The following is a 15,967-nucleotide window of genomic DNA, read 5'->3' on the forward strand; positions in this document are numbered from 1 at the left end:
GCGGATGGAGGTACGCTCCCTGGCAGCCGACACGTTATCAGGCCGACGCCTGTCATCGCACCGCCCAGGTGCTGAAGGGTTCTCGATGCGATCATTGCTCGCGCGGTTAGGGGCCGGAATCGGCCTATCGGTAATGTTCTTGTCCCCTGCCGCCGCGGTGGCCGCGCCTCCGGTGGACATTCCACCGGGTGAGTTTGTGGTGGACCAGGCCAATGTCCTGGACGCCGCAGAACAAGCAGAAGTCGAGGACGCCATCGCCGAGCTGCAGCAAGCCGAAGGACTGAACGTCTATGTCGTCTTCGTGGACGAGTTCACCGAACCGGCCGAACGCCGCCAGTGGCTGCTGGATACGGCGGACCTGAACAACCTCGGCTCCATCGACAGCATGTTGGCGGTCGCTGTCGACAGCCGTGAGTTCCATTTCCAGTCGGCCCAGGGCAGCCCGATCGCGGCCCAGGACCAAAACATCGCCCAGTCGCTCCGCCCGGAACTAGGCCAAGGGAACTGGGCTGGAGCAGCCCTCACCGCCGTTGCTGCGGTTGACGATGTCGCTTCCGGAGGAGACGGCGATGTCGGCGCCTCATCCTCCGGCGGATCGCTGGCGCCCATGCTACTGGTCGGCGGCGTCGTGGCCGCCGGCGGCGTAGGTACTTACCTGTATGTCAAGAACAAGCGCCGCCGCGGCACCATGCAAAGACAACAGGACCTTCGGGTCGGACCGGACGGCCGCCCACTGGATCCGCATCAGGCCATGAGCGTGGAGGACCTGCGCAAGAAGGCCGGCAGCCTGCTCATCGCCGCAGACGACGCCATCAAGTCCAGCGAGCAGGAACTTGGCTTCGCCATGGCCCAGTACGGCGAGGAGGCCGTCAGGCCCTTCAGCGAGGACATCGCGGCCGCCAAGACCCACATGATGGAGTCATTCAAGCTCCAGCAGCAGCTCGATGACCATATTCCTGACACTGAAGAACAGCAGCGGGCATGGCTTGGCGATATCATCCGCCGCTGCGAGGCCGTGAACGAGTCCCTGCAGGAACATAAGGAAGACTTTGACGCGCTGCGCGAGCTGGAGAAGAACGCTGCCGGCGCTCTGGAGGAGGCGCGTCAGGCCGCCGAAGCTACAAGGAACCGGCTACAGTCCGGCCGCCTCACCCTGGAGCAGCTGCGGACGCGCTACGCCGATTCCGCCCTCAAGCAGATCGCCGACAACATCGACCAGGCGCAGGAACGACTTGGCTTCGTTTCCAATGCCGGAGCCACAGCGGAAGAAAAGCTCGCCGCCGGCGACCGCAGCGCCGCCGTCGTCGCCGTCCGCGCAGCTGAGGAAAGCGTCCACCAGGCCGGCGTCCTGCTCGACGCGATCGACAAAACGGCCAGCGGCCTCGACACTGCTCGAGCCACCATGCAGGAAACCCTCGCGGACACCGCCCAGGACCTGGCCCAGGCCCGAGCCCTGATTGCCAACGGCCAACACCCCGAACTCGCCGGGCCAGCGGCCCAGGTGGAGGCCGCCTTGGAGACCATCAAACGGGAGATTGCCGCTGGACGCGTCGATCCCATCGCCCTGCTCCAGCGGCTGGAGGCAGCCAGCGCGGACTTGGACCGCTCGCTGACCGGGGTGCGCGACGCCCAGGAGCGGGCACGCCGCGCGCGTGAAGCCCTGCAGCACGCCATCATGTCCGCCCAGGCACAGATCTCCGGGACCTCGGACTACATCCGGGCCCGGCGGGGTGGTGTAGGCAGCGAGGCGCGCACCCGGCTGGCAGAGGCCGAACGCAATCTGGCCTATGCCCTGCAGATCGCCGATTCGGATCCCGAGCAGGCCCTCAACTACGCCCAGCAGGCCAGCGCTTTGGCGCAGCAGGCCAGCCACATCGCCCAGCAGGATGTGGATGGCTTCGGCGGGATGGGCGGCTTCGGGGGCGGCGGCATGTTCGGCGGCCGCGGCGGGGGCTTGGGCGGTGCCATCCTCGGCGGTATCCTGATCGACTCCATCCTGCACGGCGGCCACCATGGGCACGGTGGCGGCGGCGGCTTCGGCGGGGATGTTTTCGGAGGCGGCGGTTTCGGCGGCTTCGGCGGAGGGTTCGGAGGTGGCGGCTTCGGCGACGGCGGCGGCGCCGGCGGCAACTTCTAGAACCTCCAACGCACTAGACCAGCCTTACGGCTGTAACGGAAACCAGATAGCAGATCGAAAGGTAGTACCGGTGGTAAAGCAATCAATTTTCGGCCGTATCGCACAGCTGGCCAAAGCCAACATCAACGCCCTGCTGGACCAGGCGGAGGACCCGCAGAAGATGCTCGACCAGATGGTCCGCGACTACTCCAACAACATTGCGGAGGCGGAAAGCGCCGTCGCGCAGACCATCGGCAACCTTCGCATGCTCCAGGACGACCACAACGAGGATATGGAGAACGCCCGCAGCTGGGGAAACAAGGCGCTTGCCGCCAGCCGCAAAGCCGATGAGTTCCGCACGGCGGGCAACACCGTGGACGCCGAGAAGTTCGACAACCTGGCCAAGGTCGCCATTCAGCGGCAGATCACCTCGGAGAATGAGGCCAAGGGCGTCGAGCCGACCATTGCTGCCCAGAGCGAGGTGGTGGAGAAGCTCAAGACCGGCCTGAACCAGATGAAGGAAAAGCTCAACGAGCTGCAGAACAAGCGCAACGAGCTGGTGGCCCGTTCGCGTACTGCAGCGGCCCAGACCCAGGTCCACGACGCGCTCAAGAGCATCGACATCATGGATCCCACCAGCGAGGTCAGCCGCTTCGAGGAGAAGGTTCGCCGGGAAGAAGCCCGGGTCCGCGGCGCCAACGAGCTGGCTGCCTCCAGCCTTGACGCCCAGTTCGAAAGCCTTGAAGATCTGGGCGAGCAGACCGAAGTCGAGGCTCGCCTGGCCGCCCTGAAGTCCGGGGCTTCTTCCCCCGCATCGCTCGAAGCGGGCCAGTAGGAACGACGTCCGGAGGCTGGGCGGTGGACTCCCGGGTCCGCCGCCCAGCCTCCGTTGTCTTCAACTGGCGCAGACGCCGGGTCAGGCCTGCTTATGGGAGCCGTCCACGTACTTCCGCCGGATGGCCAGCGGCATAACGATCCACATCAGTAGCAGCACCACTCCCAGTACTGCTGCCGTGACGGCTGCCGCCGGGCGGCCGAGCACCATGTCGAAAATCAGCCAAGTGGTGCCGATCAGGATCAGGCCCGCGAAGAGCATGGCGCTGCGAATGATCCGGTCGCTGTTGTCGACGAGGGCCTGGCGAATGTGGGCGCCGGAAGAAGAACCGGTGCATATTGACGGCCGCCAGCAGCAGCGCAGTGATGATGGCAGCAGTGAAGACCAGCGCCAGATACAACCACAGCTGGAATTCATCGAGCTCCTCGAACTTCTGCTGGAAGGGCAAGGTGAGCAGGAAGCCGGCCAGGATCTGGATGCCAGTCTGCATAACGCGTACTTCCTGGAGCAGCTCGTACCAGTTCCGGTCCAGCTTCTCCACGGGAGTCTCGTTCCGGCCGTCCTGCGGCCCTGCCGAACTTCCACGCGCGTCAGAGTCCATGTGCAGACAGTAGCGCGGGTTGCCGCCACATCGCGCGCGTTTGGAGCAAAAGTACGACGGCGGCTTCCCACCTCCCGCCGAGTCGCACCCGATGCTTGCGGTGACGGCAAAGGAAAAGGTCCTGGCTGGATATCTCCAGCCAGGACCTTCGTTCGTTGCGGGGAGAGGATTTGAACCTCTGACCTCTGGGTTATGAGCCCAGCGAGCTACCGAACTGCTCCACCCCGCGGCGCTCTAAATACATTACAGGCCGCGGGGTGGCGAGGCAAATCGAGTGTCTTACTCCGTCGGCGACGGGCTCGGCTGGCCGCCCTCCGCAGGAGGCGCTTCTCCGGTGATTTCGGCTTCGGCTTCGATGGCGTCGCGCAGCGCCGCCTGCAGCCGTTCCTGGGCCTCGCCATAGGCGGCGAAGTCGCCCTCGGCCAGCGCTGCCTCGCCTTCCTGGATCGCGTTGGATGCGGCTTGCAGGGCATCCTGCAGGGCCTGCTGGGCATCGACTGCCTCAGCCGGAGCCTCGGGATCGGTCGGGGTCTCCCCCACGTTCTCCTCGTCCCCGGTGGTGGCGCCCGAATCGCCCTGGAAGACCTGGTCCAGCGCCTCGGAGAGCGTGGGCGCGAAGCCGACTTCTTCACCGAAGCTCACCAGCACGCGCCGCAAGGTCGGGTAGGACGACGCTCCGGAGGACTGGACGTAGACCGGCTGGACGTAGAGGACACCGCCGCCGACCGGAAGGGTCAGCAGGTTGCCGTTGATCACTTCGGAAGCGCCCTGGCGCAGCAGGTTGAGCGCCTGCGACACCGTGGTGTCCGAGTTGAAGAGGTTCTGTGCCTGGCCGGGGCCGGGCACGGTGATTTCCCGCGGCAGTTCATTGGCAGTCTCAGCTTGCCGTAGTCCTCGGATTTCACGCCGTCTTCGCCGGTCCCGGCGTCCGCCTCGGCGGCAAGGAAGCCATAGAGGACGTTGCGCGGTTCTTCGCCCGGCGCGACGAACGGGATGAAGGGGGTGGTCAATGAGAATGCGGCGGCGTCCTGTCCGGGCATCTTCAGCGACAGGTAGTACGCCGGCTGCTTGACATCCGTCTCGGCACCGAGGGTCGGATCCGTCGGCACGCTCCAGGCATCACTGTTCTCGTAGAACCGTCCAACGTCCGTGACGTGGTAGCGGGCCAGCAGTTCGCGCTGGACCTTGAAGAGGTCCTCCGGGTAGCGCACGTGCGCCATCAGTTCGGCCGACATCTCGGTGTAGGGCTTCAGCGTGGTCGGGAAGACCTTGTCCCAGGCCTTGAGCAAGGGATCCTGGTCGTCCCAGGCGTACAGGTCGACGGACCCGTCATACGCGTCCACCGTCGCCTTGACCGCGTTCCGGATGTAGTTGATGTCTTCCGGTGGCAGCGCCACGGCACGGCCTTCAGCGGTCTGGGTGTCCTGCGTGGCCTGTTCCAGCTGCTGCGGCGTCGAATACGGGAAGTGTTCGCTGGTGGTGTAGCCGTCAACGATCCACTTGACGCGGCCGTCCACAATGGCCGGGTAGGGGTTGCCGTCCACGGTGAGGTACGGGGCAACCTTCTCGACACGATCCTTGGGATTCCGGTCGTACAGGATCTGGGAGTCGGAGTTGACCGCGTCGGAGAGCATCAAGTCCGTGGACTGGAACTTCAGGGCGTAAACGAGCCGGTTGAACCAGTTTCCAATGTTCGGCCCGCCGTCCCCGGCAAAAGTATTGCGGGACTCCGTGTCCGAACCCGCGCTCTGGGGACGGTCAATCTCCACCGGTGCGGCCCCTTCCGGGGCGCCGACGATGGAGTAGTCCGGCGAAAACTCGCCGAAATAGATGCGCGGCTCGTAGGTGGAGTCATCGCCCAGCACACCGGTCGAGGGAATGCCGTTGAGCAGGAAGGAGGGCTTGCCGTCCGCCTCGACCCGGGAACCGGCTGCGGCTACGACGCCATAACCGTGCGTGTACAGGACATGCTCGTTCACCCAGCCCGAAGGAATGCCGCCGGTGTTGAGCTCGCGCACGGCGATGACAGTGTCCTGCACTTCTCCGTCGATCGCGTAGCGGTCCACGTTGAGCGTGTCGGAGAACTGGTAGTACTGGCGGAACTGTTCGAGTTGGGCGAAGGCATCGGAGACCAGGTTCGGATCGAGCAGTCGGATGTTCGCGGTCGTCTCCGCATCCTGGCGCAGGGCGCCCGCCTCCGCGGTCACCGTGGCGTCGTAGGAGGTAACTTCAGTGTCTTCGAGGCCGTAGGCCATCCGGGTCAGCGCAATATTGCGCTCGATGTATTCGGCTTCCAGGTTCCGCTCGTTCGGGGTGACCTGGAAGCGCTGGACCACCCAGGGGTAGACACCGCCGGCCAGGATCGCGGTCACCACGAGCATTGCGGTGCCAACCAGCGGCAGGCGCCAGCGATTCATCACCGCGGCGACGATGAACAGAATGGCGACAATGATGGCTGCCACCGAAAGGATCGCCTTCGTCGGAATGACCGCGTGCACATCGGTGTACAGGGCACCGGTCCAGGACCCGGAATTCGACTGGACCGTGCTGTAGCGGTCCAGCCAGTAATTGACGCCCTGGAGGACCAGGAAGAGCGCGGCGAACACGGCGACGTGGATCCGCGCGGCGTTCGAGGCGAAGAAGCCCTTTTCCTCTAACCGGATGCCGCCGTAAAGGTAATGCGTGAGCAGCCCCGCAATTCCCGCAATCAGCACCACGCTGACCAGGAAACCAGTGATGAAGCCCAGGAAAGGCAGAGTGTTCAGGTAGAAGCTGTAGTCTAGGCCGAACTGCGGATCCTGCTGGTTGAACTGCTCCTGGTTGAAGAACAGCAGCACCGTCTGCCAAGCGGACGCGGCGGCAGTGCCGGCGAAGCCGCCCAGGACCACCGGAATGCCGATCATCAGCAGCTTGCGGACCGGTTCCAGCTGCTCCTGGTACCGGTTGAGGTTGTCCTGCAACGCGCTGTCCGGGGCGTAGACCGGCCGGGAGCGGTAGGCCAGCCGCAGGCTCAGATAGACCGCCGTGGCCATGACCAGGAAGGCCACGATGAAGATGGCGATCCTCGTACCGTTCTCTTTCAGGAAGACTTCCAGATAGCCCAACTGGTCATACCAGAGGATGTCCGCATATACCTGGGAGAAGAAGACAAAGCCGACCACCAGGGCGGCCACCACGATCAGGGTGGGAACCAGGGGCGAACGCTTCTTCCTCAGCGGACTTGGTGCTGTTGGCCGGTCGTCATAGGGCCGGTCTGATCCGAAAGTCACTCTCTACCTCATTGTCTGCATGCATTGAGCATCACGGCGATTCGTGCGCGGGCACAAAACCCTCCGGTAGTTCCACGAATGCGCAAGCCAGGAGGTTCCGCTGCCTTCCATTCTGCCTTGCGCCCCTGACAGGCGCGAAGTCGATCCCGGCCAGGGCCGGATCCGACACCCGATTGTGACTTTCAGCCGCAGGAGGGCAGCCCGGCGGCGCCTCCGCCACGGCCCAGCTGTTCGACGGCTTCAACGGCACCGTCCAGGTTCTCCACCTTGACGACCTGCATACCGTCCGGCACCCGCCCGGCGACTTCCCCGCAGTTTCCGGCCGGAGCCAGGAAAACCGTCGCGCCCTGCTGCCTCGCGCCGTCCATCTTCTGCACGATGCCGCCGATCGGACCAACGTTCCCGGCAGCATCGATGGTGCCGGTTCCGGCGAAGTGCTTGCCTCCGGTCATCTCTCCGGGCGTCAGCTTGTCGACGATGCCCAGCGCGAACATCAGCCCCGCGCTGGGACCGCCGACGTTGTCCAACTGAATGTTCACGTCGAATGGGAAATCGAAATCCGTACCGAGCAGGACGCCGAGCTGGAAGTCGCCGTCGTCGTTGGCTTTGGGGGTAACCTCCACAGTGATGCGCTCCCCTGCCCGGCGTACGCCCAGCTCCACGGGGTTGCCTTGGCCGGCGTTCAGTTCCTGGCGCAGCACATCGATTCCCGTGATGGGTTTGCCGTTGACGGATTGGAGCACGTCATCCATCTGCAGCACTCCCCTCGCGGCGGAATCCTGGGCAAAACCGACGACGGAAAGGCTCTGTTCGAAGTCGACCCCCAGATGCTCCAAAGCAGCTGCCACCGAGCTTTCCTGGGAGGACGTCATCGCCGCCGCGTTCTGGTCCTGGATTTCCTCGCCGGTAACACCAGGCGGGTAGACCAGCTCCTCGGGTGCGACGCTCTGGTCCGGATCGAGCCAGGCCGCTGCAACTTCGAAAAAGCGGACCGGATTCCGCGGGCCGCCGCTCATGTAGACGGTCGTCAGGTCGAGATTGCCGGACGTGGGATAGGTCTTCTGCCCGGGAATTTCAATCAGGGTCTGGTCATCGACGGCGCCGATGGTGTTGAACGATGGCCCGGGCGTCTCGATGACATACGGTGCCGGCAGCAGCAAGCCGGCCAGCCCCAGGCCGGCAGCCACGACCCCTGCTCCCGCCATGACGGTCCTGCGCCGGTTCCGTGGCGGACGCAGCGCCGGAGGCAGCTGCTGGCCGTCAGTGGTCGGCTGGGTCAGGTCGGTCAATGGTGTTCCTTCCGGCAACGGGGTTGGGGGGTGGGGAAATTGTCCTGTTCAAAGCCTACGCGCATCGCTGAGCTGGACCGGCTGGCAGGAACGGTACCGCGCGCGGCAGAGTCCGCGCCGGCCTGATTTGCCCTGAGCGAACCCTGCGCTCCTCCGCGCGACAGCGCCGGAAAGCTACCGGTAACGTGGAACCAGAAACAGGCAGCCGCAGCGGCTGCACCGTGCCTTCACCAGAGGCAACCCCCACGAGGACCGGTGGTAGTGATGACGTCGAAACCATCCAACAACGGCGACGATCCCCAGGATCCGCTCTCCGAGATGTTCGCCAAGCTCTTTGGCGCCGACGGAGCCAACATGGATCCGGCGGAAATGGCCAAGGCCGCGGGACTTCCGTCGGATCCCAATATGCTCGCCCAGATGTTCCAGCAGGTCCAGGCGATGATGAGCGCCGGGGACGAGGGACCGGTGAACTGGAAGCTGGCGCACGAGAGCGCACGCAGGGTTGCAGCTTCGGACAACGATCCGTCCATCACCACCGCCCAGTCACGCGAGGTCGACGAGGCCCTGCGGCTGGCCGAGATCTGGCTGGACCCGGTGACCGACTTCGAGGGCACGGGACTGATCGGCAGGGCCTGGTCGCGCGCGGAGTGGGTCGAAGCCACCCTGGATACATGGAAGCGGCTGACCGAGCCGGTAGCCAACAGCATCGCCTTCGCCCTGACGTCGGCGATGACCGAGCAGGTCCCGGAGGAAATGAAGGAGATGCTCGGCGGCGCGCGGTCCATGCTGCAGAACATGGGCGGCGCCCTGTTCGGCATGCAGCTCGGCCAGGCCGTGGGCGCGTTGGCCAAGGACGTGGTCAGCTCCACCGATATCGGCCTCCCGCTGGCGGCGGGCAAGATGGCCCTGCTGCCGACCAACGTCAAGGCTTTCGGCGAGGGACTGGACATTCCCGAGTCCGAGATCCGGCTGTTCCTGGCGGTCCGGGAAGCTGCCCATGCCCGGCTGTTCATGCACGTGCCCTGGCTGGCCGGACACCTGCTGGGTGCCATCGAGAGCTACGCGCGCGGCATCCACATCGACATGTCGCGCATCGAAGAGGTGGCTCGGGAAATCGATCCGACCAATCCTGAGAGCATGCAGAACGCCTTCTCGCAGGGCGTCTTCATGCCGCAGCGCACGCAGGAACAGGAGTCCGCACTGCTGAAGCTCGAAACCACGCTGGCCCTGGTCGAAGGCTGGGTCGACGAACTGACTGCAGCGGCCACAGCCAACCTGCCTTCGGCTGCGGCACTGCGCGAGATGGCCCGCCGCCGCCGTGCGACCGGCGGACCTTCCGAGCATGCCTTCACCGCCCTGGTCGGGCTGGAACTGCGGCCGCGCCGGCTGCGCGATGCGGCGGCACTCTGGGCCACGCTGAAGGAGGAGCGGGGCGTCAGCGGCCGGGACGCCATCTGGCACCATCCGGACCTGCTGCCCACGCCGGAAGACCTGGATGATCCCGCCGGGTTCAGCTCGCGCCGGGAGCTGCTGGAGGCGACCGACGCCCAGGTCGATGAAGCCCTGCAGAAACTGCTTTCCGGCGGATTCGACGCCCCGGACACCGGGGAGGATTCCGGGAACGACGACGAATCCAACGGGCCGGACAAGGACCCGAAGGCGCCCGAAGCCTAGTCGGCGTCCGGCACCCCGCCCGGGCCCCCGCCGTCGTTCGCGAAGCCCTTGGCCCTGGCATAGTCCACGCCGTGCAGGAAGGCCTTGGCCCGTTCCAAGTCCTGGTAGGGCTGCAGCAGCTTCCAGAATGCCGGACCGTGGTCGGCCTCGAGCAAGTGCGCCAGTTCATGCAGGATGACATAGTCGACCACCCAGTCCGGCATGCCGGCGAGCTTGTCGGAGATCCTGATGGTGCGGTTTGCGGGCGTCGCTGAGCCCCAGCGCCCGTTCTGGTTCGAGACCCAGCGGATGCTCTGCGGTGCGGCCCGGGAGTCCAGGTACTTCCTCGAGAGTTCAAGGGCCCGTGCCATCAGTTCCTGGTCGCCGGCGGCTAGCCGCTTCTGGCCTTTGCTTTGGCGCGCCTCGAGCCTGGCAATCATCTTCGGCACCCACTCGCGTTCCTCGGCGGCCGTCAGGTGGCCGGGCAGCGAGACGACCATCGTCTCGCCGCTCCAGGTCGCCGAAATGGTGCGCCGGCGCCGGTCCGAGCGCTTGACCAAGACCGGCTTGCCGTCCGCCGTGGTCCATTCCGTCCTGGCCCTGCCGGCTGTCCGCACGGCGGTGCCGCTGTCTCCGTTTCGCATGCCCTCGACGTTATCGTGAGCCGCGGGGCCTCCGCACCACGTGCACGCCCTAGGGCCCCAAGCTGTGGATAACTCCGAACGCCCCAGGTGCGTCCGTGCCAGCATGGGAATCCCCCACCACCGGCAGGAGGCAACTATGGCGTCGTACAGGATCAATCCCGGCTTGCGGCTGGTCGAGCGAGTGGACTCGGTGCAGATTGGCTACGGGTCCCGTGGCGTAGTGATCGGCGGCATGGACGGCGCGGACCGGAAGTTCCTGCACCTGCTGCGCCGCGGGTTGCCGGAGGGCGAACTTGAAGCGGCCGCCGAAGAGTGCGGCATCAGCGCTGAGCGCGGACGTGCGCTCCTGGCGATGCTGAAGCCGGTGCTGGTCGTCCCGCCCCCTGCAGGGCTGACCGGGCTGCGGGCGGATCGGCTGGCCCCCGATGCCGCTTATTGGTCGGCGGTATATGGCTCCGACACGGCCGAGCTGTTGAGCCAGCGGGCCAGCGCGGCCGTGCACCTGATCGGGTTGGGCCGCACCGGCGGCGCCATCGCCTGCGGGCTGGCGGCGGCCGGCGTGGGAACGCTGCTGCTTGAGGACATGGCGGCCGTAGGCCCTGCCGATGTCGGCTCCGGGGCCTACCGGCTGGCGGATGTCGGGCTCAATCGGGCGCAGGCGGCGCGGAAGATGATTGCGCATATCGACCCAACGGCTTCGGCACATATTATGCCGGACACGACGGCACCCGGAACCGCGGCGAAGCGGCCCAGGTTCCTGGATCTTGTGGTCTACACGGACCGGGATGTGCCGTCGCCGGACGCCGCGCTGGCCTTGGCCGAGGGCGGCAATCCGCACCTTGCCGTGCTGCTGCGTGAATCCGACGCGCTGGTGGGTCCGCTGGTTGTCCCGGGAGAGACCGCGTGCCTGGACTGCGTGGACCGCCACCAGGCGCAAAAGGACCGGGACTGGAACGAAATTTCCGGGCTGCTGCGCCAGTCGGATTCGGCCGGCCTCCCAGCCGTAGACGAAGTGGCCCAGTCCATCGCTGCCGCGGGCATCGCGACGCTCCAGGCGCTGCTCTTCCTGGACGGCAGGAACCGGCCCGCTGCCTGGTCTGCCGTACTGCAGCTGCGCAGCGCCGATGGAACCGTGGGCAGGCACGAGTACGAACCGCACAGTGCATGCGTGTGCCAGCTCCAGCCGGACCTCCGCCGGTCCAAGCAGGCGTCCTAAGCGCCGGCGAGGATGCGCAGGACGTCCTCGCCGTAGCGTTCAAGCTTGGAAGGCCCGACGCCGGCCAGCCGCGAGAGTTCCTGCAGCGACTGCGGGCGGGCCTCGGCGATCGCGGTCAGCGTCGCGTCGGTGAAAACCACGAACGCCGGCATGGATGTTTCCTGCGCTATGCTTTTGCGCCATTCACGCAGCGCTTCGAACGTCGCTTCCTCGTAGGTCGGCGGGCAGCTGCCACACCGGCCTACCTTCCGCTCGGCACCGCTGACCAGCAGCGTGCCGCAAACCCGGCATTTGGCCGGTGCCGCCTGCCGCTTTCGCGATGCACCGGCTGAGGTCCGCGCCGGCGCCGCGGAGGAAGATCGGGGCCGCAACCCGTCCAGGAACCGCGAGGGCCGCCGGTGGGCACGGCCTCCGGGCGTCCGGGCCAGCGACCAGGACAGGGCCAGATGCTGGCGGGCCCGGGTAATGCCGACGTACAGCAGCCGCCGTTCCTCATCCACGCCGTCATTCGTATCGGCAAACGAGATCGGCATGAGTCCTTCACTCAGGCCGACGAGGAAGACGGCGTCCCATTCGAGTCCCTTGGCGGAGTGCAGCGAGGCGAGAGTGACGCCCTGGACTGTTGGCGCGTGTTGGGCGGCGGCCCTTTCCTCCAGCTCCACCACAAGGTCCTGCAGCGTAAAGACGGCGCCGGCCGCACTGCCGCGCGCGGCGTCGAGTTCATCCGCGAGCGCGACCAGCGCCGCCAGGGATTCCCAGCGTTCCCGCACAGCTCCCCCGGACTGCGGCGCCTGCTCGGTGTAGCCCAGGTTGCCCAGCACGTCGCGTACCAGCTGCGGCACCGGTCCGTGCCCGCCGCCCGGGCGCTAGCCCGCAGCTGCAGCATCGCGTCGCGTACCTCGCGCCGGGCGAAGAAGCGTTCCGCCCCACGAAGCTGGTAGCCGATGCCGGCGGCTGCCAACGCCTGTTCGTAGGCTTCGGACTGGCCGTTGGTCCGGTACAGCACCGCGATCCCGCTGGCCGGCACTCCGTCGGAGAGCAGTCCCTTGATCCGCTCGGCCACTTGGGCCGCCTCCGCCTCGTCATCGGAGCATTCAGTAAAGGACGGTTCCGGCCCGGCCGGCCGCTGCGCGATCAGCTCCAGCGGCTCCGGCCACGGATCCACTCCGCGGCGCGGCTGGCGGGTGCGTTCGGCCAGCAGCGAGTTGGCCAGATGGACCACCTGAGGGCTCGACCGGTAGTCCCGCACGAGCTTGACGATGGAGGCGGAAGGGAATTTCCGGGTGAACTCCAGCAGGTGGCGCGAGGTCGCTCCGGTAAAGGAATAAATCGTCTGGCTGGCATCCCCGACCACGCACAGTTCCTGGCGTTCTCCGAGCCATAGGTCCAGCAGGCGCTGCTGCAGCGGGGAGACGTCCTGGTATTCATCGACGACGAAATGCCGGTACTGGCCGCGGACCTCGGCGGCGATCCGGGCGTCCTCCTGCAGGATGCCAACGGTGATCAGCAGCACGTCTTCGAAGTCGATGATGTTCCGGTCTGTCTTGACGTCCTCGTAGGCCTGGAAGAGCCGGGCCACCGTGGTCAAGTCGAACCCGGCCGGTTCGTTCCGGCCCTCAGCGGCGCGAACATAGCCGTCCGGGGTCAGCATGGAAACCTTCGCCCATTCGATTTCGGCGGCGAGGTCGCGGATGGCGGCCCGGTCGGCCGAGAGCCGAAGACGGCGCGCGGCCTCGGCAATGACCTGCGCCTTGTGGTCCAGCAGGCCCGGCAACTGTCCACCCACTGCCTGCGGCCAGAAGTACTGAAGCTGGCGCAATGCAGCGGCGTGGAATGTGCGCGCCTGGACACCGCCCGCGCCGAGGTCCCGCAGCCGCGAACGCATCTCCGCTGCTGCCCGCGCCGTAAAGGTCACGGCGAGGACCTGCTGCGGTTTGTACACGCCCGAGTGCACGCCATAGGCGATGCGGTGCGTAATGGCCCGGGTCTTGCCAGTGCCTGCGCCGGCCAGGACACACATCGGTCCGGTCAGTGTCGAGGCCACCAGACGCTGTTCGTCGTCGAGCCCTCCGAGGATCCGCTCTTCCAAACCGGCTGCCATTTCCGGCACCGCCACGCTCAGCGTCCTTCCTTCGGCTCGGGCAGCGGGCCGCCGTACCAGCGCTCAATCAGCGCGCGGGCTATCGAAATGCCGCTGGCTACCTGGACTTCCCCGCTTTCGATCGCCGCCGCGAGTTCGGTCCGGGTGAACCAGCGCACATCCATGATTTCGACGCCGTCCGCCCGGGTCGCCGTGCCCGTTGCCGTTGCCGTGAAGCCGAGCATGAGGGAGGACGGAAATGGCCACGGCTGTGATCCCAGGTACTGCGGGGAATGGACCACGACGCCGGATTCTTCCTGGATTTCGCGGATCACGGCCGCTTCCAGCGACTCTCCCGGCTCCACGAAGCCAGCCAGCGTCGAGTACCGGCCAGCGGGCCACGCGGCGGAATTGCCCAGCAGCAGGCGGTCCTGCTCATCAACGATTGAGACGATGATGGCCGGATCCGTGCGCGGATAGTGCTCGCTGCCGTCTGCCGGACAGCGCCGGACCCAGCCGCCCGACTCGATCTCGGTGGCCGCCCCGCAGCGCGGGCAGTGCGTGTGGGTAGCGTGCCAGTTGGAAACGGCCGCCGCCTCGACAAAGAGCCCGGCGTCCTGGCCCGACAGCAAAGTGGCCACATCACGCAGCCCCAGCCAGTCGCCGTCGTACGCTTCCCTGTCCTCTGCCCCCACGACTTCCAGCACGATGTCAGTGCCCGCGGGAACGTCGGATCCTTCCTCGGCGCGGCCCAAATACACCACCAGTTCCGGCAGCGTGCGTCCGGCCGACGGCAGCAGCACAATCCGCTGGTCGCGGATCAATGTCTTGCCGGCCGAAATAAGCATCACGACCGTGCTCTCGGCACCCCAAATGCCAGGCAGCAGACCGGGGTCTGCGCGGCGCTCGCAGCCCCGGTCCATGGTGCTCCGTGCGAGCATCAGCTCGCCCAAGGGTGGAAATCCGGCTGCCTGCGTCGTCGTGCTCATACCCTCTACCGTACTAAGTGCCGGCGGACGGCCGATATTCGGCCAGTCGGGTTGGGGAGAACCGCTGTTCCATCATGCGCGAGCTCCATCACTTGCGACTCGCCGCCGGGAGCGACCGGCTGCGGCTTCATTCTCCATTTACGGTGGAGTTGTGAGAAGGACACCTATGGAACTGGCTGCCCTGGCCAGCGCGGCCGTACCGGGGCTTTCGCCTGCCGGAGTAGCAGGTGCGCCCGATGATGCGGCGGACTTCACATCGGCTGTGGTCATTGACGACGCCGGCAAGCAGTGGCGGGTGCGCTCCCCGAAGCATGCGGAGGCCAGCATGCGGCTGGAGACGGAGCTGCTGGTCCTGCGGTCCTTCACGCCCGGTATCCGGGCCGAGCTGTCCTTCCAGGTTCCGTCCGTTGCGGGCACCGTGCAACGCGGCGACCTGAGGTCCTTCGTCTACAATCACGTTCCGGGCACAACCATGGAGCTGGAGGCCTTGGTGGCCGAGGGCGGCAGCGTGCCGACCGAGATCGGGCGGGCGATTGCGGGAATCCATGATTTGCCGCAGGAGATGGTGGATAGGGCTGACTTGCCCAGCTATACCGCCGACGAGTTCCGTACCCGCCGGCTGAATGAGCTGGACCAGGCGGCGACGACTGGCAAGATTCCGCCGGCCCTCCTGCGCCGTTGGGAACACGCACTCGAGGACGTCACACTGTGGAAGTTCAATCCCTGCGTAGTGCACGGGGACCTGCATGAAGACAACTTGCAAATTTCCGATGGACTGGTCACTTCAGTGACCGGATGGACCGACCTGCGGATCGGTGACCCGGCGGACGACTTCGCATGGCTGATCGCGGTCCACGAACAGTCCTTCGCGGACGTGGTCCTGGAGTCGTACAACAAGTACCGTCAGGAGCCCGTCGATCCGCACCTGATGCGCCGCGCGGCCTTGGCCGCCGAATTCGCCCTGGCTCAGTGGCTGGTGCGGGGCATAGCCGCCGAGGATGCCGAAATGGTGGCCGAAGCCGAGGAGATGCTGCGCGAACTCGAAGCCGACATCCGGGAGTACGGTGGCCAGCCGATCAGCGTCGAGCTGCCTCCGGTCCCGGTGTCCCCGCCTGCAATGCCCGACCGGGCACCGGCGACTGACGCGTCTTCGGCGATGGATGATGGACCTGCCGCAGCGCCAACGGCCGGCGGCACCGGCGACGCTGTCCGGATTCCCGGCCCGCGCGACGGCGGCGAGTCTGTGGTCCTCATCCGCGACGCGGGCGGCGACAA

9 protein-coding genes, 1 tRNA gene and 3 pseudogenes are annotated in these 15,967 nt (G+C 66.4%); 5 read left to right on the forward strand and 8 right to left on the reverse strand.

The features are described 5' to 3' along the window. Positions 1 to 133 precede the first annotated feature (133 nt). Together D477_RS13960 and D477_RS13965 are read left to right on the forward strand one after the other, a co-directional pair. A complete protein-coding gene (locus D477_RS13960; RefSeq protein ID WP_005270346.1) occupies positions 134 to 2,137 on the forward strand; it encodes a TPM domain-containing protein in 2,004 nt (667 codons plus the stop codon). 70 nt (positions 2,138 to 2,207) lie between these two features. Beyond that, positions 2,208 to 2,951, forward strand: a complete 744-nt coding sequence (locus D477_RS13965; protein WP_005270350.1) for a PspA/IM30 family protein — start codon at positions 2,208 to 2,210, stop codon at positions 2,949 to 2,951. Between the two features lie 81 nt (positions 2,952 to 3,032). On the opposite strand, the gene D477_RS23720 is transcribed toward D477_RS13965, so the two are convergent. The 5 genes and pseudogenes from D477_RS23720 to D477_RS13985 all read right to left on the reverse strand — a co-directional run bounded on the left by D477_RS23720 (position 3,033) and on the right by D477_RS13985 (position 8,110). After that, complete coding sequence (locus D477_RS23720; protein ID WP_337587564.1) at positions 3,033 to 3,368, reverse strand: DUF6328 family protein; 336 nt, start codon at positions 3,366 to 3,368, stop codon at positions 3,033 to 3,035. Then, positions 3,322 to 3,552: pseudogene (locus D477_RS23325) on the reverse strand (DUF6328 family protein); the annotation flags it as partial. The gene D477_RS23720 and the pseudogene D477_RS23325, both read right to left, overlap by 47 nt. 155 nt (positions 3,553 to 3,707) lie before the next feature. Beyond that, positions 3,708 to 3,781 (reverse strand) — tRNA-Met (locus D477_RS13975). Positions 3,782 to 3,831: 50 nt separating this feature from the next. Next, a pseudogene (locus D477_RS13980) lies at positions 3,832 to 6,767 on the reverse strand (UPF0182 family membrane protein). Between the two features lie 236 nt (positions 6,768 to 7,003). After that, positions 7,004 to 8,110, reverse strand: a complete 1,107-nt coding sequence (locus D477_RS13985; protein WP_005270352.1) for a YlbL family protein — start codon at positions 8,108 to 8,110, stop codon at positions 7,004 to 7,006. A 264-nt stretch (positions 8,111 to 8,374) separates the two neighbouring features. Between D477_RS13985 and D477_RS13990 the strand changes: the two genes are divergently transcribed. Then, positions 8,375 to 9,784, forward strand: coding sequence for a zinc-dependent metalloprotease (locus tag D477_RS13990; RefSeq protein WP_005270354.1), 1,410 nt, complete (start codon positions 8,375 to 8,377; stop codon positions 9,782 to 9,784). On the opposite strand, the gene D477_RS13995 is transcribed toward D477_RS13990, so the two are convergent. Continuing rightward, positions 9,781 to 10,407, reverse strand: a complete 627-nt coding sequence (locus D477_RS13995; protein ID WP_052510791.1) for a M48 metallopeptidase family protein — start codon at positions 10,405 to 10,407, stop codon at positions 9,781 to 9,783. The genes D477_RS13990 and D477_RS13995 overlap by 4 nt on opposite strands. Before the next feature lie 136 nt (positions 10,408 to 10,543). Here D477_RS13995 and D477_RS14000 point away from each other — a divergent pair, with 136 nt between their 5' ends. Continuing rightward, entirely contained in the window at positions 10,544 to 11,623 is a 1,080-nt protein-coding gene (locus tag D477_RS14000; RefSeq protein WP_005270357.1) for a TOMM precursor leader peptide-binding protein, read from the forward strand. On the opposite strand, the pseudogene D477_RS14005 reads toward D477_RS14000, so the two are convergent. Further along, positions 11,620 to 13,724 (reverse strand): annotated as a pseudogene (locus D477_RS14005) (ATP-dependent DNA helicase UvrD2). The gene D477_RS14000 and the pseudogene D477_RS14005 sit on opposite strands and share 4 nt — an antisense overlap. A gap of 17 nt (positions 13,725 to 13,741) precedes the next feature. Next, entirely contained in the window at positions 13,742 to 14,692 is a 951-nt protein-coding gene (gene nudC / locus D477_RS14010) for an NAD(+) diphosphatase (RefSeq protein ID WP_043847051.1), read from the reverse strand. Between the two features lie 166 nt (positions 14,693 to 14,858). Here nudC and D477_RS14015 point away from each other — a divergent pair. After that, positions 14,859 to 15,967: phosphotransferase (locus D477_RS14015; RefSeq protein ID WP_005270363.1), on the forward strand; the 1,109-nt coding region annotated here is incomplete at its 3' end.

This window comes from Arthrobacter crystallopoietes BAB-32, assembly GCF_000328305.2.
Lineage (GTDB): Bacteria > Actinomycetota > Actinomycetes > Actinomycetales > Micrococcaceae > Crystallibacter > Crystallibacter crystallopoietes_A.